24 protein-coding genes are annotated in these 20831 nt (G+C 71.0%); 23 read left to right on the top strand and 1 reads right to left on the bottom strand.

All coding sequences use genetic code 11. The annotated features are described in order from the left end of the window. Positions 1 to 266: 266 nt before the first annotated feature. The 16 genes from ACWDNU_RS34305 (at position 267) to ACWDNU_RS34230 (ending at position 13861) form a co-directional block, all read left to right on the top strand. Positions 267 to 785 (top strand): cupin domain-containing protein, encoded by a 519-nt coding sequence (locus ACWDNU_RS34305; protein ID WP_370938639.1) that lies wholly within the window; start codon positions 267 to 269, stop codon positions 783 to 785. A gap of 12 nt (positions 786 to 797) precedes the next feature. After that, positions 798 to 1736 (top strand): PDR/VanB family oxidoreductase, encoded by a 939-nt coding sequence (locus tag ACWDNU_RS34300; protein WP_449671921.1) that lies wholly within the window; start codon positions 798 to 800, stop codon positions 1734 to 1736. Positions 1737 to 1745: 9 nt separating this feature from the next. Next, positions 1746 to 1994: a hypothetical protein gene (locus ACWDNU_RS34295; protein WP_344278592.1), complete on the top strand. Its 249-nt coding sequence runs from the start codon at positions 1746 to 1748 to the stop codon at positions 1992 to 1994. Positions 1995 to 2064: 70 nt separating this feature from the next. After that, positions 2065 to 2286: a recombinase-like helix-turn-helix domain-containing protein gene (locus ACWDNU_RS34290; protein ID WP_009076039.1), complete on the top strand. Its 222-nt coding sequence runs from the start codon at positions 2065 to 2067 to the stop codon at positions 2284 to 2286. Further along, on the top strand, positions 2286 to 3344 hold the full coding sequence (locus ACWDNU_RS34285) for a Rieske 2Fe-2S domain-containing protein (RefSeq protein WP_449671920.1): 1059 nt from the start codon (positions 2286 to 2288) through the stop codon (positions 3342 to 3344). The genes ACWDNU_RS34290 and ACWDNU_RS34285 overlap by 1 nt, the downstream gene beginning before the upstream one ends. Before the next feature lie 16 nt (positions 3345 to 3360). Beyond that, on the top strand, positions 3361 to 4287 hold the full coding sequence (locus ACWDNU_RS34280) for a VOC family protein (protein ID WP_449671919.1): 927 nt from the start codon (positions 3361 to 3363) through the stop codon (positions 4285 to 4287). Continuing rightward, positions 4284 to 5063 carry an aspartate dehydrogenase domain-containing protein gene (locus tag ACWDNU_RS34275; RefSeq protein WP_449671918.1) on the top strand — a complete coding sequence of 260 codons (780 nt, stop codon included), beginning with the start codon at positions 4284 to 4286 and terminating at the stop codon, positions 5061 to 5063. The genes ACWDNU_RS34280 and ACWDNU_RS34275 overlap by 4 nt, the downstream gene beginning before the upstream one ends. Next, positions 5060 to 5848 carry an alpha/beta fold hydrolase gene (locus ACWDNU_RS34270; RefSeq protein WP_449671917.1) on the top strand — a complete coding sequence of 263 codons (789 nt, stop codon included), beginning with the start codon at positions 5060 to 5062 and terminating at the stop codon, positions 5846 to 5848. Before ACWDNU_RS34275 ends, ACWDNU_RS34270 begins: the two co-directional genes overlap by 4 nt. Continuing rightward, on the top strand, positions 5845 to 6585 hold the full coding sequence (locus ACWDNU_RS34265; protein WP_449671916.1) for a 3-oxoacyl-ACP reductase family protein: 741 nt from the start codon (positions 5845 to 5847) through the stop codon (positions 6583 to 6585). Before ACWDNU_RS34270 ends, ACWDNU_RS34265 begins: the two co-directional genes overlap by 4 nt. An 11-nt stretch (positions 6586 to 6596) precedes the next feature. Next, entirely contained in the window at positions 6597 to 7385 is a 789-nt protein-coding gene (locus ACWDNU_RS34260) for an SDR family oxidoreductase (protein ID WP_449671915.1), read from the top strand. A gap of 13 nt (positions 7386 to 7398) precedes the next feature. Next, positions 7399 to 9024 carry a thiamine pyrophosphate-binding protein gene (locus ACWDNU_RS34255; RefSeq protein WP_449671914.1) on the top strand — a complete coding sequence of 542 codons (1626 nt, stop codon included), beginning with the start codon at positions 7399 to 7401 and terminating at the stop codon, positions 9022 to 9024. A gap of 3 nt (positions 9025 to 9027) precedes the next feature. Continuing rightward, positions 9028 to 9633 carry a dienelactone hydrolase family protein gene (locus ACWDNU_RS34250; protein WP_449671913.1) on the top strand — a complete coding sequence of 202 codons (606 nt, stop codon included), beginning with the start codon at positions 9028 to 9030 and terminating at the stop codon, positions 9631 to 9633. 138 nt (positions 9634 to 9771) lie between these two features. Then, positions 9772 to 11151: an MFS transporter gene (locus ACWDNU_RS34245; RefSeq protein ID WP_449671912.1), complete on the top strand. Its 1380-nt coding sequence runs from the start codon at positions 9772 to 9774 to the stop codon at positions 11149 to 11151. Then, positions 11148 to 12041 carry an MBL fold metallo-hydrolase gene (locus tag ACWDNU_RS34240; protein WP_449671911.1) on the top strand — a complete coding sequence of 298 codons (894 nt, stop codon included), beginning with the start codon at positions 11148 to 11150 and terminating at the stop codon, positions 12039 to 12041. Before ACWDNU_RS34245 ends, ACWDNU_RS34240 begins: the two co-directional genes overlap by 4 nt. A gap of 26 nt (positions 12042 to 12067) precedes the next feature. Further along, the gene (locus ACWDNU_RS34235; protein WP_449671910.1) at positions 12068 to 13186 is read left to right on the top strand and encodes an FAD-dependent monooxygenase; all 1119 of its coding nucleotides are present in this window, start codon (positions 12068 to 12070) and stop codon (positions 13184 to 13186) included. A gap of 99 nt (positions 13187 to 13285) precedes the next feature. Next, positions 13286 to 13861, top strand: coding sequence for a dihydrofolate reductase family protein (locus ACWDNU_RS34230; RefSeq protein WP_449671909.1), 576 nt, complete (start codon positions 13286 to 13288; stop codon positions 13859 to 13861). Positions 13862 to 13876: 15 nt separating this feature from the next. Here the strand turns inward: ACWDNU_RS34230 and ACWDNU_RS34225 are convergent, their stop codons facing one another. Continuing rightward, the gene (locus ACWDNU_RS34225) at positions 13877 to 14722 is read right to left on the bottom strand and encodes a hypothetical protein (protein ID WP_449671908.1); all 846 of its coding nucleotides are present in this window, start codon (positions 14720 to 14722) and stop codon (positions 13877 to 13879) included. Positions 14723 to 15068: 346 nt separating this feature from the next. On the opposite strand from ACWDNU_RS34225, the gene ACWDNU_RS34220 reads away from it, so the two are divergent. The 7 genes from ACWDNU_RS34220 to ACWDNU_RS34190 all read left to right on the top strand — a co-directional run bounded on the left by ACWDNU_RS34220 (position 15069) and on the right by ACWDNU_RS34190 (position 20547). Beyond that, positions 15069 to 15644: a TetR/AcrR family transcriptional regulator gene (locus ACWDNU_RS34220; RefSeq protein ID WP_370938623.1), complete on the top strand. Its 576-nt coding sequence runs from the start codon at positions 15069 to 15071 to the stop codon at positions 15642 to 15644. Between the two features lie 168 nt (positions 15645 to 15812). Next, positions 15813 to 16307, top strand: a complete 495-nt coding sequence (locus ACWDNU_RS34215; RefSeq protein WP_449671907.1) for a hypothetical protein — start codon at positions 15813 to 15815, stop codon at positions 16305 to 16307. Continuing rightward, positions 16304 to 17482, top strand: coding sequence for a WXG100 family type VII secretion target (locus tag ACWDNU_RS34210; RefSeq protein WP_449671906.1), 1179 nt, complete (start codon positions 16304 to 16306; stop codon positions 17480 to 17482). Before ACWDNU_RS34215 ends, ACWDNU_RS34210 begins: the two co-directional genes overlap by 4 nt. An 8-nt stretch (positions 17483 to 17490) precedes the next feature. After that, positions 17491 to 18312 (top strand): ESX secretion-associated protein EspG, encoded by an 822-nt coding sequence (locus tag ACWDNU_RS34205; protein ID WP_449671905.1) that lies wholly within the window; start codon positions 17491 to 17493, stop codon positions 18310 to 18312. A gap of 36 nt (positions 18313 to 18348) precedes the next feature. Further along, a complete protein-coding gene (locus ACWDNU_RS34200) occupies positions 18349 to 19110 on the top strand; it encodes a transglycosylase SLT domain-containing protein (protein WP_449671904.1) in 762 nt (253 codons plus the stop codon). A 10-nt stretch (positions 19111 to 19120) separates the two neighbouring features. Next, positions 19121 to 20233, top strand: a complete 1113-nt coding sequence (locus ACWDNU_RS34195) for a CHAP domain-containing protein (protein WP_449671903.1) — start codon at positions 19121 to 19123, stop codon at positions 20231 to 20233. Continuing rightward, entirely contained in the window at positions 20230 to 20547 is a 318-nt protein-coding gene (locus ACWDNU_RS34190) for a YbaB/EbfC family nucleoid-associated protein (RefSeq protein WP_449671902.1), read from the top strand. Before ACWDNU_RS34195 ends, ACWDNU_RS34190 begins: the two co-directional genes overlap by 4 nt. Positions 20548 to 20831 lie beyond the last annotated feature (284 nt).

Below are 20831 nucleotides of genomic sequence, written 5' to 3'. Positions count from 1 at the left end.
GCCCGGGTCTGCTCTGCCCGGGTCCGGTCCGGTCAAGGTTCGTGAGGGGAACCCTGAGGGAATCAGATTCCCTCAGGGTTCCCCTCACGGACGGCCGGTCCGGGGATGCTGGCGCGCGAGCCGCCGCGGGGCCGCGGTAAAGAATTTTAGGCCTAAGGGGTTGTGCGGATCACAGGCTGCGGGGTACAACCCTTATCAGTAAGTCTCTTAGATCTAAGGCATTCGGCGGCGAGCCCGCCGAGGACCACCGGAGGAGTTGCCCCGCGATGACCACCACCGAAAGCAAGCACCAGCCCCTCGAGGAGCTCATCGACTCGTGCATCGCCGCTCGCGAGACGCGGTACGAGGACTGGGACACCCTCGGCTTCCAGGCCGCCGCGAAGGGCGACGAGTTCCGCCGCGCGCAGATCCGCTACATCGGCTCCGGCGCGACCGGCAACCACGACGGCGACTCCCGTCAGCTGCCCTCGGAGCACTTCACCTTCTCCAACATGCGGCTGCCGGTCGGCGCGATCGGCCCGGAGCACACCCACCACGACGTGGAAGAGGCGTTCTTCGTCCTCGAAGGCACGCTGGAGGTGACCGTGCACGACGTCGAGGACGGCACCAAGACCGCCACCCGCGTGCTCGGCTACCGCGACCTGATCCGCGTGCCCGCCGGGGTGCCGCGCAGCCTGCGCAACGCCGGCGACACCGACGCGCTGTTCTGCGTGATCATCGGCGCGCAGAAGCCGCAGCTGCCGACCTACCCGCCCACCTCGCCGATGCACGGCGTCACTCGCTGAGAAGAGACCGCGATGCCGACGATGCTGCGGGTGCACCGGACGACGTGGCTGGCCGACCGGGTCACGCAGGTGGAACTGCGCGATCCGGAAGGAAAGCCGCTGCCCGGCTGGGAGCCGGGAGCGCACCTTTCCCTGCACCTGCCGAACGGGCTGGTCCGCGAGTACTCCCTCTGCGGCGACCCGGCAGACACGCACGCGTGGACGGTCGCGGTGCTGCGGGAGGAATCCTCGCGCGGCGGCAGTGCCTGGGTGCACGAGCGGCTCACGGCGGGGAGCGTCATCCCCGTCGAGGGCCCGCGCAACACCTTCGAACTGCACGACGCTCCGGAGCACCTGCTCATCGCCGGCGGCATCGGCGTCACCCCGATCCTCGCGATGGCGCGGAAACTCGCCAGCGGCTCCACGCCGTGGTCCATGCTCTACTGTGGACGGTCGCGCGGCGGGATGGCTTTCCTGGACGAGCTTTCCGGGCTCGCCGGGGACCGGCTCGAAGTGCACGCCGACGACGAGCACGGCGGCCCGCCCGACTTGGCCGCGAGGCTGGCCGGGCTCGCGCCGGGCACGGTCGTCCATTGCTGTGGCCCCGAACCGCTTATCCGCGCGGTCGAGGCGGCGTTGCCGGAAACGGCGACCTTGCGAGTCGAACGCTTCCGGGCCCCCGAAGCTCCGGCAGCCGCGCCGGGAACGGGATTCGACGTCGTGTGCGCCGGTTCCGGGACCCGGGTTTCGGTGGCCGCCGACGAGTCCATTGTGGACGCGCTGGGGCGCACCGGGATTTCCGTGCCGACCTCGTGCCGCGAGGGCGTGTGCGGGACTTGTGAAACGAAGGTGCTCTCCGGCGAGCCGGACCACCGCGATTTCGTGCTCGACGACGACGAGAAAGCGATCTCCGGGACCATGATGCTCTGCGTGTCGCGGTGCCGGTCCGCCGAACTCGTTCTGGATCTTTAGGAGCCGGCCATGGCCGGACACACCCACCGGCAGCTCGCCGTGCTGCGCGCCGCCGCCGCGGGGCACGTGGAAATGACGTGCAGCCGCGAACCGCACCTCTACGTCGACGGCCTCGCCTGCTGCGATCCGACCCTCGGGCACCAGCTGGCCGGGCTGCTCGCCCCCGAACCGGCCGCTCCGCGCGGACCGGGGCTGCGGGTGCCCGCGGTGCTCACCGCCGCCGGGCAGGCTGCGCTCGCCCCGACCGCCGCCGCTTGACCCTCGTGAGCGGCAATCCCGGTTAGAACCGTGATTGCCACTCACGACCACTACTGAAAGGGAACGTCCGATGCCGCTGCAGCTGCGGCCGGTGCAAAGCCGCACCGCCCCGCCGACGAGCTACGAGAACGCGCTGGCCGACGAGCTGGAAGCCGTCTACGGCCGGGGCGTGCACGACCTGCCCGGCGTGGTCTCCGCGCTCAACGCGGGCGGCCTGCGCCCGGCGGACGGCTCCGACTGGACCGAAGAGACGTTCGCCGCCGAACTCGCGCGGCTGGCAGGGGAGGCGTGATGGCGACCAAAACCGCCGAAGAGCTGCTGGCGCTGGGCCTGCGCGACCGCTGGTACCCGCTGTGCCCGTCCAGCACGGTCAAACGCGGCGAGCTGACCCGCATCGAGCGCGCCGGGGAGCAACTGCTGCTCTGGCGCGATTCCGCCGGCGTCGTGCACGTTCAGGAAGACCGCTGCCCGCACCGCGGCGCGCGGCTTTCGCTCGGCGTGCACATGGGCGACCGGGTCGCGTGCAACTACCACGGTGTGCAGGTGGACGGCGACGGTGTCGTCGTGTCGGTGCCCGGCAGCCCGGGCTGTGCGCTGGAGGGTCGTCCCGCGCTGCGGACGTTCCCCGCGCAGGAGCACGCCGGTGCGGTGTTCGCCTGGTTCGGCCTGGACGAGTCCGCCGAACCGGCGCCGCTGCAGGTGCCGGACCCGATCGCGGGCGGCGAGTGGGACAACTTCCTCTGCTACGTCGAATGGGACGCCCCCTACGGCTACTCCCTGGACAACCTGCTCGATCCGATGCACGGCGCGTTCCTGCACCGCAACAGCCACACCATGTTCGGCGGCAAGCGCGAGGCCGTCTTCCAGATCCGCGCGATCGACGACGGGTTCGTCTTCGAGAAGACCGATCAGCGCGGCGTGAACTTCGACTGGGTCCAGCTCACCGACGCGGGCGCGCAGTGGGTCACGCTCGACATTCCGTACCCGGAAACCGCCGGCCCGGGCGGCGCGTTCACCATCGTCGCCGCGCTGTGCGCGATCAACGAGACGCAGCACGCGGCCTTCTTTTGGCGCTGCCGCAAGGTTTCCGGCTGGGAGCGCGACAGCTGGCGCGTCCTCTACCGCAACCGGCTCGAAGCCCGGCACTGGGCGGTGCTGGAGCAGGACCGCGAGATGGCCGAGGCGATGCCGCTCGACGCGTGGGACCGGGAAAACCTGTACCAGCACGACATCGCGCTCGTCCGGATGCGCCGCCTGCTGCGTTCGGAAGCCCGCCGTCAGGCCGCCGCGCTCGCCGCTCCGCCCGTTGCACCGGCTCCGGCCGCGCCCGTGCCCGCCCCGACCCGCTGAAGTTTCAGGAGGCCTCATGTCCGCCGAACCCATCGCGCGGCTCCGCGCCCTGCGCGCGGTGACGCTGCGTTCGACGCAGTGCGCCGATTCCGGCGAGTTCTACCGTGAAGTCTGGGGGCTGCAGCAGGTCGAAGCCGACCGCGGCGCTGTCTGGCTGCGCGGTTCCGGCGACGAGCACCACGTGCTCCAGCTCGAACAGGCCGACCAGAACGCGCTCGGCAAGATCGCGTTCGCCGTCGCCACCCCGCGCGAGGTCGACGCCGCGGCCGCCCGGCTGGCCGCGCATGGCGTCCCGCTGGTCACCGAACCCGGCAAGCTCGACCAGGTCGGCGGCGGGTACGGCCTGCGCTTCGCCGATCCGGAAGGCCGGCTGGTGGAGCTGTCCGCCGAGGTCGAGGCGGTCGTGCCGGGCGATCCGTACGGACGCGCCGCGGTGCCGCGGAAACTGGCGCACGTCGTGCTCAACACGGTCGACATCGACGCGGCCTGCGAGTTCTACACGCGGGTGCTGGGCATGCGGATCTCCGACTGGTCCGAGCACCAGATGGCGTTCCTGCGCTGCAACGCCGACCACCACGTGATCGCGTTCAACCAGGCCGAATTCGCGTCGGTGAACCACATCGCGTACGAGATGAACTCGATCGACCACTTCATGCGCGGCATCGGCCGGCTGAAGCACAACGGCGTCACGCCGCTGTGGGGTCCCGGCCGGCACGGTCCCGGCAGCAACACCTTCGGCTACTTCGCCGACCCGGCCGGGCTCGTCTGCGAATACACCTCCGAGGTCGCGCAGGTCGAGGAAGACGCCTGGCTGTGCCGGGTCTGGCGGCGCACGCCGGAGCTGTCCGACCTGTGGGGCACCGCGGGTCCGCCGTCGAAGGACGTCCGCTCGCACATGCGCGGCGTGCCGGACCCCGGCTACTCGGCGTGGTGGCAGTCGTGAAGGTAGGAGTGCTGGGCGCGGGGTCGATCGGCTCGGTCGTCGCGGAAGCTCTGCGCGACGGGCTGGTGCCGGGCGCGGAGCTGGCCGGGGTCGTCGATCCGGCGCTTTCCCCGGCGGGGCTGCCGATGTGCGCGCTGCCGGAGCTGCTGTCCACTTCGGACTTGGTGGTCGAGGCCGCTGGCCAGCGAGCTTTGACGGACGCTGGGCCGCAGGTGCTGTCTGCGGGTTGTGACCTGCTGGTGGTTTCGGTCGGCGCGCTGGCGGCGGACGGGTTGCTGGAGAAGCTCCTCGCGGCCGGGCCAGGCGCGGTCCATTTGTCGACTGGTGCGATCGGCGGGCTGGACCTGCTGCGTTCGGCAGCGCTGCTCGGGTCGTTCGAGCGGGTGGTCATCGAGACGACGAAGAAGGCGTCTTCGCTGGTCCAGCCGTGGATGTCTGCCGAAGAATCGGAAGCGCTGCGGCAGGCGACCGAGCCGGTCGAGCTGCGGCGCGGGCCTGCGCGGGAGATCACCGCGGCGTTCCCGAAGTCGGCGAATGTGGCCGCGTCGGTGGCGTTGGCCGTGCGGGATTGGGACGTCGTGGAGGCGGCGGTGATCGCCGATCCGGCCGCGCCGCTGACTTCGCACGTGATCACCGCGGTCGGCCCGGCGGGGGAGTACCGCTTCGAAATCCGGAATCAGCCTTCGCCGCAGACTCCGACGTCGAGCCAGGTCGTGCCTTACGCCGTGCTTTCGGCGCTGGAAGCCTTGGCGACGCCGAGGGCGGTGTTCCGGTGACTTCCATTGTGGACGGTGTGCAAGTACGGACAGCTGGCGACGGCAGCCCGGTGCTGTTGCTGCACGGCATCGGCGGTTCGAGCGCTTCCTTCGACGCGCAGCTGGCGGGTCTGGCACCGAAACACCGCGTATTGGCTTGGGACGCTCCGGGTTACGGCGGTTCGGCCGATCCGGAAAAGCCGCTGGGCATGGCCGGATACGCGGCGCTCGTCGGCCGTCTGCTGACCTCGCTGGACGCGGTGCCCGCGCATCTCGTGGGAGTGTCGTGGGGCGGCGTGATCGCGACCCGGGTCGCGCTGGAGTACCCGGAGGTCGTGCGGTCGCTGGTGCTGGCCGATTCGACGCGCGGCTCCGGCATCGACTCCGAGCGGGCCGCAGTGATGCGGTCCCGGCCGAGCGAACTGAACCGGGTCGGTGCGGCGGAATTCGCTCGCCGCCGGGTGCCTCGGTTGCTCGCACCCGGTGCGGATCCCGCAGTGGCGCAGCGGGTTGAGGACATCATGGCGGGCATCCGCTTGCCCGGGTACACCTCCGCCGCGGAATCGATGGCCGAGACGGATCACGGGCCGCGGCTGTCCCGGATTTCCGTGCCGACGCTGGTGCTCGTCGGCGAGAATGACCAGGTCACCGGCGTCGCCGAGGCGCGACGGCTCGCCGCGTCGATCCCCGGCGCGCGGCTCGAAATCCTCCCCGGTGGGCACGCGGCGAATCAGGAGTCCCCGCGCCGGTTTTCCACCGAGATCTTGGGCTTTCTGTCCGAAGTGGACACGGTGGTGGCGCGATGAAGGACCGGCTGTACGTAGTCACTGGCGCCGGCCGTGGTCTCGGCTGGGCGATCGCCCGCGAGATCGGCCGCCAGGGCGGTCGCGTCGTGATCGCCGAACGGTCGCCGGATCGCGCGGCCGACGGTGTCGCCAGGTTGCACGCGGAAGGCGTTGAGGCGCACCGGTTCGACACGGATGTCGCGGATCCGGATTCTGTCGCGGCTTTGGCGGACGCGGTCGCGAAGCTCGGCCCGTTGCACGGCTTAGTGAATAACGCGGCGATGGCGGACGGCGTGGGCGGCAAGCACTTCGCGGAGTTGGACGTCGAAGCGTGGGACACGTTGATGACCGTCAACGCCCGCGGTCCGTGGCTCGTCGCCCGCGCGCTGTATCCGCAGCTCGCACAGACCGGCGGACGCATCGTGAACCTCGCCTCCGACGCCGCGCTGTACGGCTCGCCGCGATTGGTCCAGTACGTGGCCTCCAAAGGCGCGGTGATCGCGATGACCCGCGCGATGGCCCGTGACGGCGGCCCGGACGGCGTGACCGTCAATGCGGTCGCGCCCGGGCTGACCGAGGTCGAAGCCACTGCGGGCATTCCGCAGGAGCGGCACGACCTGTACGCGATGAACCGCGCGCTGACCCGGCCGCAACAGCCGGAGGACGTGGTCGGTTCGGTGGCGTTCCTGCTGTCCGACGCGGCGTCCTACATCACTGGCCAGACCCTCGTGGTCGACGGCGGATTCGTCTGCAGCTGAAGGGAAAACCCGTGGATTTGGGATTGAAGGGCCGCGCGGTGCTGATCACCGGGGCCAGCTCCGGCGTCGGGCTCGCCACCGCCGCCGCCCTGCTGGCCGAGGGCGCGCACGTCGCCGCCTGCGCCCGCGACGGCGTCCGGCTGGAGAAGGCCCTCGCCGACCTGCCCCGCGCCGAGGGTGCCCGGCTGTACACCGCGTCCTGCGACGTGCTCGACCAGCCGCAGGTGGAAACCTTCGTCGCCGACGCCGCCCGCGAGCTGGGCGGACTGGCCGGGATCGTGAACAACGCAGGCCGGTCGCTGATGGCGCGGCTCGCCGAGACCACCGACGAGCAGTGGCGGGAAGAGCTGCAGCTCAAAATCTTCTCGGTGCTGCACGTCGTCCGGGCCGCGCTTCCGTGGCTGCGCGCGGCTTCGAATCCCGCTGTGGTCAACGTGAACGCGATCCTCGCCCGCCAGCCCGAACCCCGGTTGGCGGCCACCTCGGCGGCGAGGGCGGCGTTGCTCAATCTCTCCACGACACTCGCGACCGAACTGGCCGAGGACGGTGTCCGGGTGAACTCGGTTTGCCTCGGTCTGGTCGACACCGGACAGTGGCGGCGCCGGTACGAGGCTTCCGGCAGCGGCTTGTCCTTTGTGGACTGGTCGGCGGAACTGGCGGCCGATCGCGGAATCCCGCTGGGCAGGCTCGGCACTGCGGAAGAGGTCGCTTTCCCCATCGTCACGCTGCTTTCGCCGCGTGCCTCCTACGTGACCGGCGCGACGATCGACGTCGGCGGCGGCATCGCCCGTTATGTCTAGAAGGGACGGACCCATGAATCACGGTCACGGAGGCGAGCTTCTCGTTCGCCTGCTGTCCGAAGCCGGAGTGGACACCGCCTTCGGCGTGGTGAGTGTGCACAACCTGCCGCTGGTGGAAGCGGTTTCGCAGCATCTGCGGTTCGTGCCCGTGCGGCACGAGGCGGCCGCGGTGAACGCCGCCGACGGGTACGCCCGCGCCAGCGGCGGCCTCGGCGTCGCGATCACCAGCACCGGCACCGGCGCGGGCAACGCGGCGGGCGCGCTGGTGGAGGCGCTCACGGCGGGCAGCCGCGTGCTGCACGTGACCGGGCAGATCGACTCCGAATTCCTCGGCAGCGGACGCGGCGTCATTCACGAGACCCGCGACCAGATCGGCATGCTGACCGCGATTTCCAAGCACGCGGCCACGATCACGTCGGTCGAGACCGCCGAGGAAACGCTGCGTGCGGCGATCCGGCACGCGCTGTCGGTGCCGAGCGGTCCGGCCAGCGTCGAATGGCCGATCGATCTGCAGTACTCGCGGCACGAGTTCCGTCCCGGTTCCCTTGAGCCGACTCTGATCCCGTCGCCGGACGCCGCCGCCCTCGCGGAAGCCGCCGAATTGCTCGCTACCGCACGCCGTCCGGTGTTCTGGCTCGGCGGGGGAGCGACCGGCGCACGCGACGAAGTGCGCGCGCTCGCGGAACGGCTCGGTGCCGCGGTGTTCACGAGCAACTCCGGTCGCGGCACGGTGCCGGAGAACCACGAACTGGTCGTCGGCAACTTCGCCGCACACGAGTCGGCCGCGCAACTCCTCGCTGACGCCGACCTGCTCGTCTCGGTCGGCACGCACTTCCGCTCGAACGAAACCAAGCACTACCACCTGGCGCTGCCCGAACAGCACCTGCAGATCGACGTCGACGCCGAGGCGCTGGGCCGCGTCTACCCGGCCACCGTCGGAGTTCAGGGCGACGCCGCAGCGGTGCTTGCCGCATTGTCCACTGTGGAATCGAACACCGAGGAAGGCTGGCGCGACCGCGTCGTCGAGACCCGGAAAGCCTTGCGGGACAAGCTGAACGAGGCGATCGGCCCGTACGCGGAGATCTGCGCCGCGTTGCGCGAGGGCCTCCCGGCCGAGTCCGTGATCGCGCGCGACGTGACCATCCCGTCGAGCCAGTGGGGCAACCGGCTGCTGGACATCCACGACCCGCGCACCAACGTGTTCCCGGTCGGCGGCGGCATCGGACAGGGCCTGGCGACCGGCATCGGGGCCGCGCTCGCGACGCCGGACGCGCCGACCGTGGTGATGGTCGGCGACGGCGGCCTCGCGGTGCACCTCGGCGAACTGTGCACGCTGGCGCAGGAACGCCCGTGGCTCGCGCTGGTCGTCTTCAACGACGGCGGCTACGGGGTGCTGCGCAACATGCAGGACCACCACCGCGGCCAGCGCGCTGGGGTCGACCTGTACACGCCGGACTTCGCGCGCATGGCGCAGTCGCTGGACCTGCCGCACGCACTGGTGTCGAAGCCGGGCCAGTTTGCCGACGCGCTGGCGAAGGCGGTGGCCCAGCAGGGCCCGTTCGTCATCGAGGTGGACGTGACCGCTTTGCCTGCGACGCCGCGGCCGTTCGTGCCGCCGGTGCCGGTTCCGGAGAGCTGAGCCGTGGGAGGCATCATCGAAGCTGCCGAAGTCCACCACCATCACGGGCACGGACCCGCGAACCGCCGCCGCCGGGTGGTGCGGACGTCCGCGCCGCTGCTGGTGCGGCATCCGCCCGGCCGCGTGCGCGGCGCGGTGCTCGTGCTGCACGGGGCCGCCGGGCTCGACGAACCCGTCGAAACCACCTGCCGCACGCTCGCGAGCTGCGGTTACGTCACCGTCGCGCCGCTGTTCTACTACGAGACCGGCGGCCACACCTTCGGTCCGGGCAAGGCGGAGGCCGCGTTCGCCGCGCTCGAGCTTTCCGACCTCGAAGCCGACCTCGCCGGGGCGCTCGACTACCTCGGCACCCGGCTGGGAATGCCGCGCCACCGCGTGGCCGCCGCCGGTTTCGGCTCCGCCGCCCACCTCGCCGAACTCGCCGGCGTGGACATCGCCGCCGCTCTCGGACCCGAGCCGCCACCCTGGCCCGGTACGCCCGGATTCGACCCGCATGCGCCCGATCGGCTCGTGCTGCCCGCCGGACCGTCCGCCGCGGACGACCTGGTCCGGTTCCTGGACGCCGAGTTGCCGGACTCTCCTCCGGCCGCCCCCGCTTCAAGTACGTGAGGGGAACCCTGAGGGAATCAGAGTCCCTCAGGGTTCCCCTCACGTACCGACAGCCACCCACAGCGCAGCCGCGAGTTCCTGGCATCGCGCCCGAAACCCCCTACGATCGATTGCACGCTCCGGCTCCGAGGAGGGCCCATGAGTATCGCCGCCACCCCCGAGGTGACCCAGCGGGACATCGCCGCCCGGCTGGAACGGCTCCCGATGTCGCGATGGCAGGTCTCGATCCGCCTGATCATCGGCATCGTCACGTTCTTCGAGGCGTTCGACCAGCTGCTGATCGCCTACACGCTGCCGGTCATCGGCCGCGAATGGCACCTGACGACCGCGTCCAGCACCGCGACGCTGACCATCGGCTCGATCGGCATGCTGCTCGGCGCGCTCGCGTCCGGCTGGGCCGCCGACCGGATCGGCCGCGTCAAGGTGATCACGCTGTGCGTCGCCGTTACCGCGTTGTGCAGCCTGGCGATGACGTTGTGCACCGCGCTGCTTCCGTTCCTGATCCTGCGGTTCGTGCAGGGGCTCGCGATCGGCGGCGAAGTGCCGACCGCTGCCGCCTACATCGCGGAGATCAGCCGGGCTCGCCGTCGTGGCCGGTTCGTCCTGATGTACGAGATCGTGTTCCCGGCCGGTCTCGCGGTCGGCGCGCTGGTCGCGGCGTGGGTCATCCCGCACTGGGGCTGGCGTCCGCTGTTCGCGCTGGCCGCCGTCCCGGGCTTGGCCGCGGTGCTGCTGCAGCTGCGGATTCCGGAGTCGCCGCGCTGGCTCGCCGCGCACGGGCACACCGAGAAGGCCGAGCAGACGATGGCGTTGATCGAACGCCGCGTCGAGGAATCCCTTGGCCGTCCGCTGCCTCCGCCCGCTGAAGCCGCGGCACCGGCAGCGGCGCCCGCGAAGCGCGGGTCGTTCCGCGACCTGTTCGCCGGCCGCTACCGGCGGCGCACGCTGATGGTGTGGACGATCTGGTTCGTCGGCTACCTCGCCAACTACGGCATCACCTCGTGGCTGCCGACGCTGTACAAGGGCTCGTTCCACCTCTCGATCGGCCAGGCGCTCTGGTACAGCACGGCCACGTCGGTCGCCGGTCTCGTCGGCTGCCTGATCGCCGCGCTGGTGGTGGACAAGCTCGGCCGCCGGGTCGTGCTGGCCGCGGGCCTGGGCGGGACGACCGCGATGCTGGTCGTGCTGGGCGCGCTCGGCGCCGGGACTCCGTTGCAGCTGCTGGTGTGGTCGTCGCTCGCGGCGATGTTCAACTTCGCGGTGAATGTCTGCCTGTACCTGTACACGCCGGAGCTGTACCCGACCCGCAGCCGCGCGCTGGGCGTCAGCCTCGGCGGCGTGCTGAACCGGTTCGGCCTGATCCTCGGCCCGATCCTGGTCGGCGCGCTGTACGCGGGCGGCAGCGGGCTCGCCTCGGTGTTCCTGGTGCTCGGCGGGATCTGCTTCGTCGGTGCGCTGGTCGCCGGGTTCTTCGCCGAGGAGACCAAGGGCCGCACGCTCGAAGAGGTTTCGCCGTGACGGACCCGCTGCGCGTGGTCCTGCTCGGCACGGCGGCCGGGCCGTACCCGGCGCCGGGCCGGCAGGGCTGCGCGAACGCGGTGGTGGTCGGCGGGCGCGTCTACCTGGTCGACGCGGGTTACGGGACGCTCGGCAAGTACGTCGCGGCCGGGCTGTCCCTGCGCGATCTGGCGGCGGTGTTCGTGACGCACCTGCATTCCGACCACGTCGCCGAGCTGTTCACGCTCTTCCTGCTCGGCTGGGGCCCGGCCAACCAGGGCGTGGTCGATCCGGTGCCGGTCTACGGCCCCGGCCCGGACCCGACCGACCCCGGCCCGCCCGCCGCGGGCACGGCGGGGCTGATCGCCGGCAATCTCGCCGCGTTCGGACAGGACGTCGCGGTGCGGCAGCGGACTAGCGACCGGCCGCGGCTGGCCGACTTGATCCGCGCCACCGACGTCTCGGTGGCCGGGGAAACCGTGGTGCACGAGGACGATCGGGTGCGCGTGACGGCTCGGGCCGTCCCGCATCCGCCGCTGCATCTGGCGCTGGGCTACCGGTTCGAGACCGAGCACGGCGTGGTCGCTTTCTCCGGCGACACCGCCCGCAGCGACGCGGTCGGCGAGCTGGCCGCGGGTGCCGATTTGCTGGTTCACGAAGCGATGGAGCCGGATTTCTACCGCAGCATCGGCTATTCGCCGAAACTGCTGGACTTCCTCACTGCCTCGCACACGTCACCAGCGGACGTCGGCCGGGTCGCCGCGGCGGCCGGGGCTCGCCGGGTCGCGCTGTCGCACCTCGGCCCCGCCGATCCCGCCCGCCTCGACGACGAGGGCTGGCTCCGGCGAGTCCGTCCGCACTATTCCGGCCCGGTCGTCGTGGGCCACGATCTGCTTGACCTCGCTGTCTAAACGACTGTTTAAAAGGAGCATTCGCTGTGCCGGAAATCGCGATCGTCGGCGGCGGGATCGGCGGCCTGGCCGCCGCTGTCGCCCTGCGGAAGGCCGGATTCTCGCCGGTCGTGCACGAACAGGCGGGCGGATTCGGCCGCGTCGGCGCGGACATCAACCTGACGCCCAACGCCGTCCGCGCCCTCGACGGCCTCGGCGTCGGCGACGAACTGCGCGAAACCGCGGCGCGGCCGAAGTACCGGATCAGTCGCACCTGGGACACCGGCGAGGAAACCTCGCGGCTGCCGATGGGCGACGAGGCTGAACGCCGCTACGGTTCGCCGCAGCTGACGATGCACCGCGCGGATCTGCTGGCAGCGTTGGAACGCGCGCTGCCCGACGGCGTTGTCCACTTGGGACACAAGCTGACCGGACTGTCCACAACGGACTCGATCTCGCTGGACTTCGGTTCTTCGACGGCCTCCGCGGACGTCGTGATCGGCGCTGACGGCATCCACTCCGCAGTCCGCACCGCGTTGTTCGGCGCGGAACACCCGGAGTTCACCGGCGTCGTCGCGTACCGGTCGGTATTGCCCGCGGGCTCGGTGGACGTGCCGAACCTGGACTCCTTCACCAAGTGGTGGGGCCCGGATCCGGACACGCAGCTGGTGACTTTCCCGCTCAACCGAGGCGAAGACGTGTTCGTCTTCGCCACGACCCGGCAAAGCCAGTGGCGGCACGAATCCTGGACCACTCCGGGCGACGTGGCCGAACTGCGCGAGGCGTACCGCGGCTTCCATCCCGAGGCCCGCGCGCTGCTGGAGGCCTGCGATTCGGTGCTGCAGTCCGCGCTGTACGTCCGCGATCCGCTGCCGACCTGGTCCTCCGGCCCAGTCACGCTGCTGGGCGACGCGTGCCACCCGATGATGCCGTTCATGGCGCAAGGGGCGGGAATGGCCATTGAGGACAGCGTGGTGCTGTCGCGGGCACTGGCGGCGTACCCGAATACGGAGGTCGCGCTGAAGGCGTACCAGGCGGCCCGGCTGGACCGGACGCGCGAGGTGCAGCTGGCCTCGCGGAACAACAGCTGGCTCAAGCAGAGCGGCACCAGTTCGACCGCCGCGGACGCGATCTACGGGTACGACGCCTGGCACACGACAGTGTGATTCAGGACATAGCTCAGGTTCCGGGTGGCGTGTCTGATCGGGTCGGCTCCGTTCGACGCTTAGGTGAACAGGCACCATCCGGAACCAGGAGCTGATCTCATGCGCACCCTCATCGCCACCGCGTTCGTTTCCCTCGACGGCGTCGTCGAAGCCCCCGGCGGCGAGGCCGGCTACCGGAACGCGGGCTGGACGTTCAAGGACATCGAGTTCGACCCCGCCGCCTACGCGCTCAAGGGCGCCGAGCAGGAGGAGGCGGCCGCGCTGCTGCTCGGCCGCGTCAGCTACGAGGCGTTTTCGCCGGTGTGGCCGGACATGACCGAGGAATTCCCGCACTACAAGGTGATGCCGAAGTACGTCGTGTCGACCACGCTGCGCGACGAGGACCTCGTGACGAACTGGGGCGAAACGACCATCCTTCGCTCCCTCGACGAGGTCGCCGCTCTGAAGGAAACCGAAGGCGGCCCGATCATCATCAACGGCAGCGCGACGCTGGTCCGCGACCTCACCGACGCCGGCCTGGTCGACCGGCTGAACCTGCTGGTCTTCCCGGTCCTGCTCGGCGCCGGGAAGCGGCTGTTCAGCGAAACCGACAAGGCGAAGCAGCCGCTGAAGCTGGTGGAAAGCGAAACCTATTCGAACGGGATTCAGAAGCAGATCTTCGAATTCGTCCGCTGAGCGTCTGCCCGGTGGTCAGGGCACCGGGGTTTCTTTGCCTGGCGCGCCCGCGTCGGACACGCCGCGAATCGTGGCGGCGCGGGTGAACCAGCTGTCGAAGAGGTCGCGGTAATGCGCGGTGCGCGGCGACCGGTCGTCCGGGGACAACCGGTCGTAGAACTCGAAGGGCCGGATCCGGTCGCCTTCGGTCCATTGCAGGTAGGAAGCGAACACGGTGCCGTCGCCGAAGCGGAAGCCGTGCACGACCGGCACGCAAGCGTAGGACTTCAGCTCGACGACGATCCCGCGCCGGCGCAGGTCCTCGGCCTCCTGTTCGAGGAACGACCGGATCCGCGCCGTGCTGCGCCGGGCCTCCGCGGCCCACTCCCCGGGCAGCTCGCCCGCCCGGTCGATGAAGTCCGGGTCGAGGCACAGCAGCGTGATGCGCCAGCCGGTGGGCCGGTCGTGCGAGGTGAGCCAGGTGGCGAGCACCGGCCAGACGGTGTTCAACGTCAGGCCGAGCACCTCGAGCCGCCGCTGCCGCCGTCCGGTCGCGGCGTTCTCCAGCGACGAGAGCACGTCGGTGAGCGAATGCGCGACGGCCTCGCGCTCGACGCCGGCCAGCCGGGTCCGCAAGCCCCGGACCTCGCGGCCCAGCTGGTAGACGGCGATGGTGGTGACCTCCAGCATCACCCCGATCAACGCGACGAGCCCGGACAGCTCGAGGCGCCCGACGTAGCGCTCGATCACCATCCGGGTCGGTTCGATCGTGACGAGGATCAGGTACACCCCGGCGAGCAGCGCCACCGAGGTCGTGACGATCTCCCAGATCTGCCGGACCCGGATGGACACCTGCGGCCGGTCCCGCCGTTTCCGCTTCACGACGCACCCGCCTTGGCCGGCAGGCGTCCCCCTGCGCGTTCGCTCACGTACCCATCGTGCCGGTGCGCGGGCTCGGCACGCTAGGGCGGACCGGGTGCTCGCCGCCGCCGGGATTCCGCTCCGGGGGAGGTACTGCTTGGAAGGCCTCGACCGGTGGCCGCGGTAATCCGAACGTTCCTGGCGCCTGCCGGGCACCGTGGGTTCGCTGGTCAGCGGAGCGGCGACCGGGCGAAGATTCCGCAGCCCGGCAGCACTATCGCCCCGAGATCCGAACGCGCCGCCGAGCGGTTCTCCGGGGTTCGCCGTTGAAACTAGTCACTGACAAGTCGGTGGCATACTCGATGCCATGGCCCGTCGTTACCATCACGGCGATCTGCGGCAAGCGGTGCTGACCGCGGCGGTCGAGGTGCTCGGCGACTCCGGTCCGGCCGCGGTCAACCTGCGCGACCTCGCCCGCCGGGTCGGGGTTTCGCACGCCGCCCCGGCGCACCATTTCGGCGACCGGTCCGGGCTGCTCACCGCGGTGGCCGCGCAAGGGTTCGACCTGCTCGCGGACACTCTCGAGGAGCTGCCGCCGTCGCCGGACCTGCTCGAGGCCGGGGTCGCGTACGTGTCGTTCGCGGTCGAGCACCGCGCGCACTTCGAGGTGATGTTCCGCCCGGAGCTGCTCCGCGGCGACGATCCGGACCTGCGGGCCGCGCAGGAGCGCAGCAATCAGGCGCTCGACTGGGCGATCGCCGGTTTCCGGGACGGAAGCGTCGATCCGGTCGTCGCCGGCGCGGCGGCCTGGTCGCTCGTGCACGGGTTCGCGACGTTGTGGCTGCAGCGCGCGCTGCCCGCGGATCTCGGCGACGACGTGGCGGCGGCTGCCCGCGCGGTGGCGGAATTGCTTGTCCGGGGCGCGAATCCGCCGCGGGGCTGAGCCTCGGCGAGCCGGCGCCGCTCGTCCGCCGTCCGGGTGATCCCGGGAACCGCGGCCCCGCCGGAGCCGTCCCATCGCCGACTTTCCCGGACCGGATGCCCTCGGCCCGGACGGCTGACATACTGGTGCGCGCGTCCGTCGAGGACGCCTGCTGGGAGGTGGACTGGGGTGAGTTCGCACCGGGTTTCGGACTGGGCAGACGTCCGTGCGCTGCACAGGAAACAGGCCGGGGAGACGCACCGGGCCGGGCGGCCGGAGACCTCGGATTCCGTGCGGGGACCGGCCGGGGCGGGCACCGCCGAGATCGTCGCGGACACCGGCGTCATCGAACTGGATCCGGCCGAAATCGCGGCGGCCGACGCGGAGCTGGAGAAGCGCCAGCAGGAGCTGACCGCCTGCCTCGAACAGGCCAAGCAGCTCGCGCATCCGCTCAAGGACGGCACCAGCCCGGTGGCGGCCCACCTGCGGCAGGCGTTCGGCGCGCGCGGGTCCGCGGACGGCGGCGCGCAGACGATTCTGCGGCAGTACCTCGACGAGCTGTCGTCCTTGCGCGAGGCGATCCGCCGGGCGAGCGCAGGGCACGTCCAGCAGGAAAGCGACGCGAAGGATTCGCTCGACGCCCTGCACCGCCGGGCGGACGAGGGGGGAGGGACGCCGGCATGAGCCGGACACCGGGCTACGAACGGCTGCCGTACGACAAGCACCGCAAGCACCGGCTGTGGAGCGAGGACCACCCGCCCACCGCCGCGCAGCGCAGGGTCCTGCGGCGCACCAAGCTCGCCCAGCGGGCCAACTTGACGGACGCGTCCTTCGGCAAGATCAATTGGAACGCCTGGGCGCACACCACGCTCTACGACATGATCATGACCGCGGACCCGGTCGCGATGGGCTCGTCCGCGCACCAATGGGGCAAGCTCGCCTACGACGTCGACTCCGCGACCGCCGAGGTGCACAAAACGGTGCAGAAGCTGCTGCTTTCCTGGCGCGGCGGCGCGGCGGGCACAGCGGCGCGGTCGGCCTCGAAGCTGACGTCCTGGGGCGCGGGCGCGAGCGAGACGATGCGCGAGGTCGGCGACAAACTCGACCACTACACGAGCGCGGTCGAGACGGCCAGGCACAAGATGCCGGAACCGGTGTTCTCCGTGGCGGAGAACCAGTTCCGCGACGGCTACGACCTCAATGCGGCCAGCGGCCCCAGCGGCGCGGTGATGATCGATCAGCTCCTCGACGACCACCTGCCCGCCAAACGCGCCGCGTCGCAGGCGAAAGCCGAGGCCGTCCGCGTGATGGAAAGCTACGAGACCTCGAGCAAGGGCGTGCACGACAAGCTGCCGCACTTCACCGGCGCGCCGAAGACCACGAACATCGACTCCGGCGACGGAACCGGCGGCAGCGGAACCGATCGCGGGCAATGGCTTTCGCGCGGTTCCGGGGCATCGGGCAGCGACGCGACCACGGCGTCGTCGGTCGTGCCGGGCGATGCGGGGCAGCTCGCGGGCGGTCCGTTCGGCGGGACGGCCGGAACGCCGGGTTCCGCCGGTGCTTTCGGGAGCGGTTCCGCCGGCGCGCTCGGCGGCAACGGCTCCGGAAGCGGCGGTTCGCTGCCCGGCGGGACGCCCGGCGGTCCGCTGGGCGGGATGGCCGGGTCCGGCGGCGCGGCGGCCGGGGCCGCGGCGGGCGCGCGCGGCGGCAGCCCGATGTCCGGCGGGTTCCTCCCGCCGATGTCCGGCCAGCGCGGCGAAGGCGCCGAGGACCACCACAACCGCTACACCAAGGGCAGTGCGTTCGATTTCCTCGAGGATCTGCCGGACGCGTACCCGCCCGTGCTGGGCGAGTGACGGCGCGGATGGCCAGACACCTCCCCGAGGTCGGCGGGATCGCGCTCTCGCACCTGGAATTCGACCTGCTGTGGTCGGATTTCGACCTCGGCCCCGCGCCGTATCCGCTGGACGTGCCCTCGCACGGCCAGACGATGGAAGAGCGCGACGGACTCGGAACCGAGGTCGCGGAAAGCCTCGCCGCGGCCGGGCTGCTCGACGACGAGGACGAACCGCACCCCCGGCTCGGCCAGGTGTTCGCGGTGCTGGCCGCACCGGCGTTTTCGGTCGACCTGCTGGTGTTCCGCGAACCGCCGCTGCGCGCGCTCGCCGCGGCCGGGCGCACCCTGGGCGTGCTGGCCGTTCTCGACGCGGGCGAACTCGCGTTGCGGCCGTGCCTGCCTGAGGACGTCCCGCAGCTCGCGGCGGGCGTCGTAGGGGCCGCCGAACCGGGGCCCGGCACCGCGGTGCGGTTGCCGCGCGAGGCGTTTTCCGAGGCTATGCAAGCGTTTGCGGACCACGGGCACGCCGCGTTCGAGCGAGTGCTCGGCCGGGCCGGTCTCGCCGGTCGCGATCTGCGCGCGATTTCGACCCTCGTCACCACGCCGCGCGTCGCGTACGGCCAGTTCGCGGTCAATGGTCCGGGCGGTCGTTCGCCGGTGGTCGCCTGGTATGACACCGAAGCCGGTCGGTACGGCGCGGTCGTCCGGGAAAGCGCGGGCACGAAGTGGGTCACGGTCGCGCCCGCGGACCACGCGTGGCTCGCGGACCGGATGCGGGAACTCGGGCGCGGGGTGTCGTCCGATCGGGGGACTAGGGAACCGGAAGACGAAGTGTTCCGTCTCACTTAGGGCAGCGGCGAAGCGCCCTGCTGAAGGGGGCAGGAGATGACCAAGTTGTCGGCCGAGGAGATCGCCCAGCACGCGTACCGGGCCGGGTTCCGCGGGCACGCGCTGACCACCGCGGTCGCGGTGGCGCTGGCGGAATCGGGCGGGAACACCCGCGCGCACAACGGGACCCCGCCGGACAATTCGTACGGTTTGTGGCAGGTCAACATGCTCGGCTCCCTCGGTCCCGCCCGTCGCCACGAGTTCCACCTGCACTCCAACGACGAACTGTTCGACGCGGACGAGAACGCCAAGGCCGCCTGGGCGATCTCCGGGCACGGCAAGAGTTTCCAGCCGTGGTCCACCTACACCAACGGCGCGTACAAGAGCCATCTCGCCGCCGCGCGCAAGGCCGCCGAGGACGTCACCCGGCACCACGGCAAGGGCGGGCACCACCCGCGCAAACCCGCGAAGCCGCACCACGGCAAGGACGGCGGGTTCACAGCCGATCTCGAACAGTTCCTCGCCTACGAGCGCACCACCGAGCACGTCGCGAACGAACTGGTGTCGGTCGGCAGGAAGACGGTGCACCGGGTCACCGGGATCGCGAAGGACAGCTTCGGGAAGGTCGGCCAGGAAACCGGATTCTCCGACGCGCTGGGGGATTTCAGCCGTTCGCTGGAATCGCAGGTGCGGGTCACCGGGGCGCACGCGCGCACGCTGAGCGCCTCGGTTTTCCGGGCGCGGCAGGCCTACGCGGGCGCTGATTCGGACGCGAGCGCGGCGATCCGCGAGCACGACATCAAGGGCATTCTGGGCTGAGGGGGAATCCGTGCTGGACACCGCAGGGGTCGCGACGCTGTTCGCGGACGAGATGAAAACGCACCACGGCAAACTCCAGGGCAAGGCCGCGGACTCGCAGGCCGCGCAGCAGGCGCTGCAGCGCGCCGCGCACGAGATCACCGAACAGTACGAGGCGCAGCGCAAAGCCGCGCACGCACTGCTGAACACCTGGCACAGCAAGGCGAATCCGGCCTTCGAGCACGACACCGGCAAGTTCGGCCGCGACCTCAAGGTCACCGCGCGGGCGAGCACGCACGGGGCCAAGGTGGTCAGCGAGGTCACCGACGCGCTCGCCGGGCGGCACCAGGCCACCGGCAAGCTGATCGACGAGTTCGTCGCGAAGGCGCGCAAGATCATCGACGCCGGATATGTCCTGGCGCGCAACGGAAGCCCCGCCGCGCTGCTGATGGCGATCGGAGACGTGGCCGATCTGGCGGGCAAGTACCTGAAGGAATCCGGCGGGCACCTGAAGAACGCCCGCGCGGAGATGGAAGAGGCGGCCCGGAAGCTGCGCGCGCTGCAGCAGGACCTGAACCACGACGGCGTGGCCGACCCGGGCGGGACGCACCGCGCCAAGCCGAAACCCGGGGGCCACCGCGCGCACGAGCAGCACAAGAAGCACGAAGCGCACAAAAAGCACGAGCAGCACCACGGCGGCACGCACGCGAGCCACAGCAAGAAGGTCGACAAGATCCTCGACCACGCGCGGGACAACCTCGGTTACCACGAGGGTCCGAACAACCGGAACAAGTGGGGCCCGACCGGGCAGCCGTGGTGCGCGTACTTCGCGACGTCGATGTGGCGTTCGGCCGGAGTGGACATCCCGAAGTACGGCTTCACCGGCGACGTCTACAAGTGGGGCCAGCGCCACCACCTCGCCTACGACCGCGCCGCGCTCGCGCACAACGCGCGTCCCGGCGACACCATCCTGTTCGGCGACGGCCCGTCGTGGGGGCACAGCCACCACATCGGGATCATCGAAAAGGTCGAGGGCAACAAGATCACCACGATCGAGGGCAACGCGAACGACCAGGTCGAGCGCCTCACGTACACGCTGCCGCGCGATCTGCACAAGTTCTACGGCGGGGTGCACCCGAAGTGAGCATCACGGGCACGGCGCGGCACGGCGGGGTGACGGTCGAGGTCGCCCCCGGCGGAGCGCTGCGCACTCTGGAACTCACCGCGGGCGCTCTGCGCGGCGGCGGTCCCCGGCTGGCGGACGCGATCCTGCGCGCGGTGCGCGAGGCCGCCGCCGAGGCCAATGAACGCGCCCGCCGCGCCTTGGAAGCCGAACTGGGCGCTCTCGGCGGTCCCGGCGGGCTCAGCGGCGCCGAACTGAGCAGTCTCGGCCTCGGCGCCGAACAGGATCTGGCGGACCGCGCCGAAGACACCACACCGGACACGTGGAGAGTGTGATGGCGGAGGTGCGGCGGGGGAGCACAGCTGGTCAGGTCAACGGTTTTCCTGCGGACACTGGAAAGTGGGGCGCGAGCGAGGCAGCCGGCAGCGAGCCGGAGCCCCGCGGGCGTACGGACGAGGTTCCGGCCGCGCTGCCCGGCAGCGACGAGCCCGGGACTCCGCACGAGTCTTGGGCGTTGGGCGAGGTTCGGGAGTCTGGCGGGGGTGAGCCTGGGGTTCTGCGTGAGTCTTGGGTGTCGGGCGAGGTTCGGGAGTCTGGCGGGGGTGAGCCTGGGGTTCTG

The sequence above is a fragment of the Amycolatopsis sp. NPDC003676 genome (assembly GCF_053587275.1).
The sequence above is the reverse complement of the archived record's forward strand: the minus strand, read 5'-3'. Positions and strand labels throughout refer to the sequence as shown.

What these genes read in the sequence shown, in the direction of transcription:
- ACWDNU_RS34305 (WP_370938639.1), top strand. Translation starts at nt 267, where the DNA reads ATGACCACCACCGAAAGCAAGCACCAGCCCCTCGAGGAGCTCATCGAC.
- ACWDNU_RS34300 (WP_449671921.1), top strand. Translation starts at nt 798, where the DNA reads ATGCCGACGATGCTGCGGGTGCACCGGACGACGTGGCTGGCCGACCGG.
- ACWDNU_RS34295 (WP_344278592.1), top strand. Translation starts at nt 1,746, where the DNA reads ATGGCCGGACACACCCACCGGCAGCTCGCCGTGCTGCGCGCCGCCGCC.
- ACWDNU_RS34290 (WP_009076039.1), top strand. Translation starts at nt 2,065, where the DNA reads ATGCCGCTGCAGCTGCGGCCGGTGCAAAGCCGCACCGCCCCGCCGACG.
- ACWDNU_RS34285 (WP_449671920.1), top strand. Translation starts at nt 2,286, where the DNA reads ATGGCGACCAAAACCGCCGAAGAGCTGCTGGCGCTGGGCCTGCGCGAC.
- ACWDNU_RS34280 (WP_449671919.1), top strand. Translation starts at nt 3,361, where the DNA reads ATGTCCGCCGAACCCATCGCGCGGCTCCGCGCCCTGCGCGCGGTGACG.
- ACWDNU_RS34265 (WP_449671916.1), top strand. Translation starts at nt 5,845, where the DNA reads ATGAAGGACCGGCTGTACGTAGTCACTGGCGCCGGCCGTGGTCTCGGC.
- ACWDNU_RS34255 (WP_449671914.1), top strand. Translation starts at nt 7,399, where the DNA reads ATGAATCACGGTCACGGAGGCGAGCTTCTCGTTCGCCTGCTGTCCGAA.
- ACWDNU_RS34245 (WP_449671912.1), top strand. Translation starts at nt 9,772, where the DNA reads ATGAGTATCGCCGCCACCCCCGAGGTGACCCAGCGGGACATCGCCGCC.
- ACWDNU_RS34230 (WP_449671909.1), top strand. Translation starts at nt 13,286, where the DNA reads ATGCGCACCCTCATCGCCACCGCGTTCGTTTCCCTCGACGGCGTCGTC.
- ACWDNU_RS34220 (WP_370938623.1), top strand. Translation starts at nt 15,069, where the DNA reads ATGGCCCGTCGTTACCATCACGGCGATCTGCGGCAAGCGGTGCTGACC.
- ACWDNU_RS34210 (WP_449671906.1), top strand. Translation starts at nt 16,304, where the DNA reads ATGAGCCGGACACCGGGCTACGAACGGCTGCCGTACGACAAGCACCGC.
- ACWDNU_RS34205 (WP_449671905.1), top strand. Translation starts at nt 17,491, where the DNA reads ATGGCCAGACACCTCCCCGAGGTCGGCGGGATCGCGCTCTCGCACCTG.
- ACWDNU_RS34200 (WP_449671904.1), top strand. Translation starts at nt 18,349, where the DNA reads ATGACCAAGTTGTCGGCCGAGGAGATCGCCCAGCACGCGTACCGGGCC.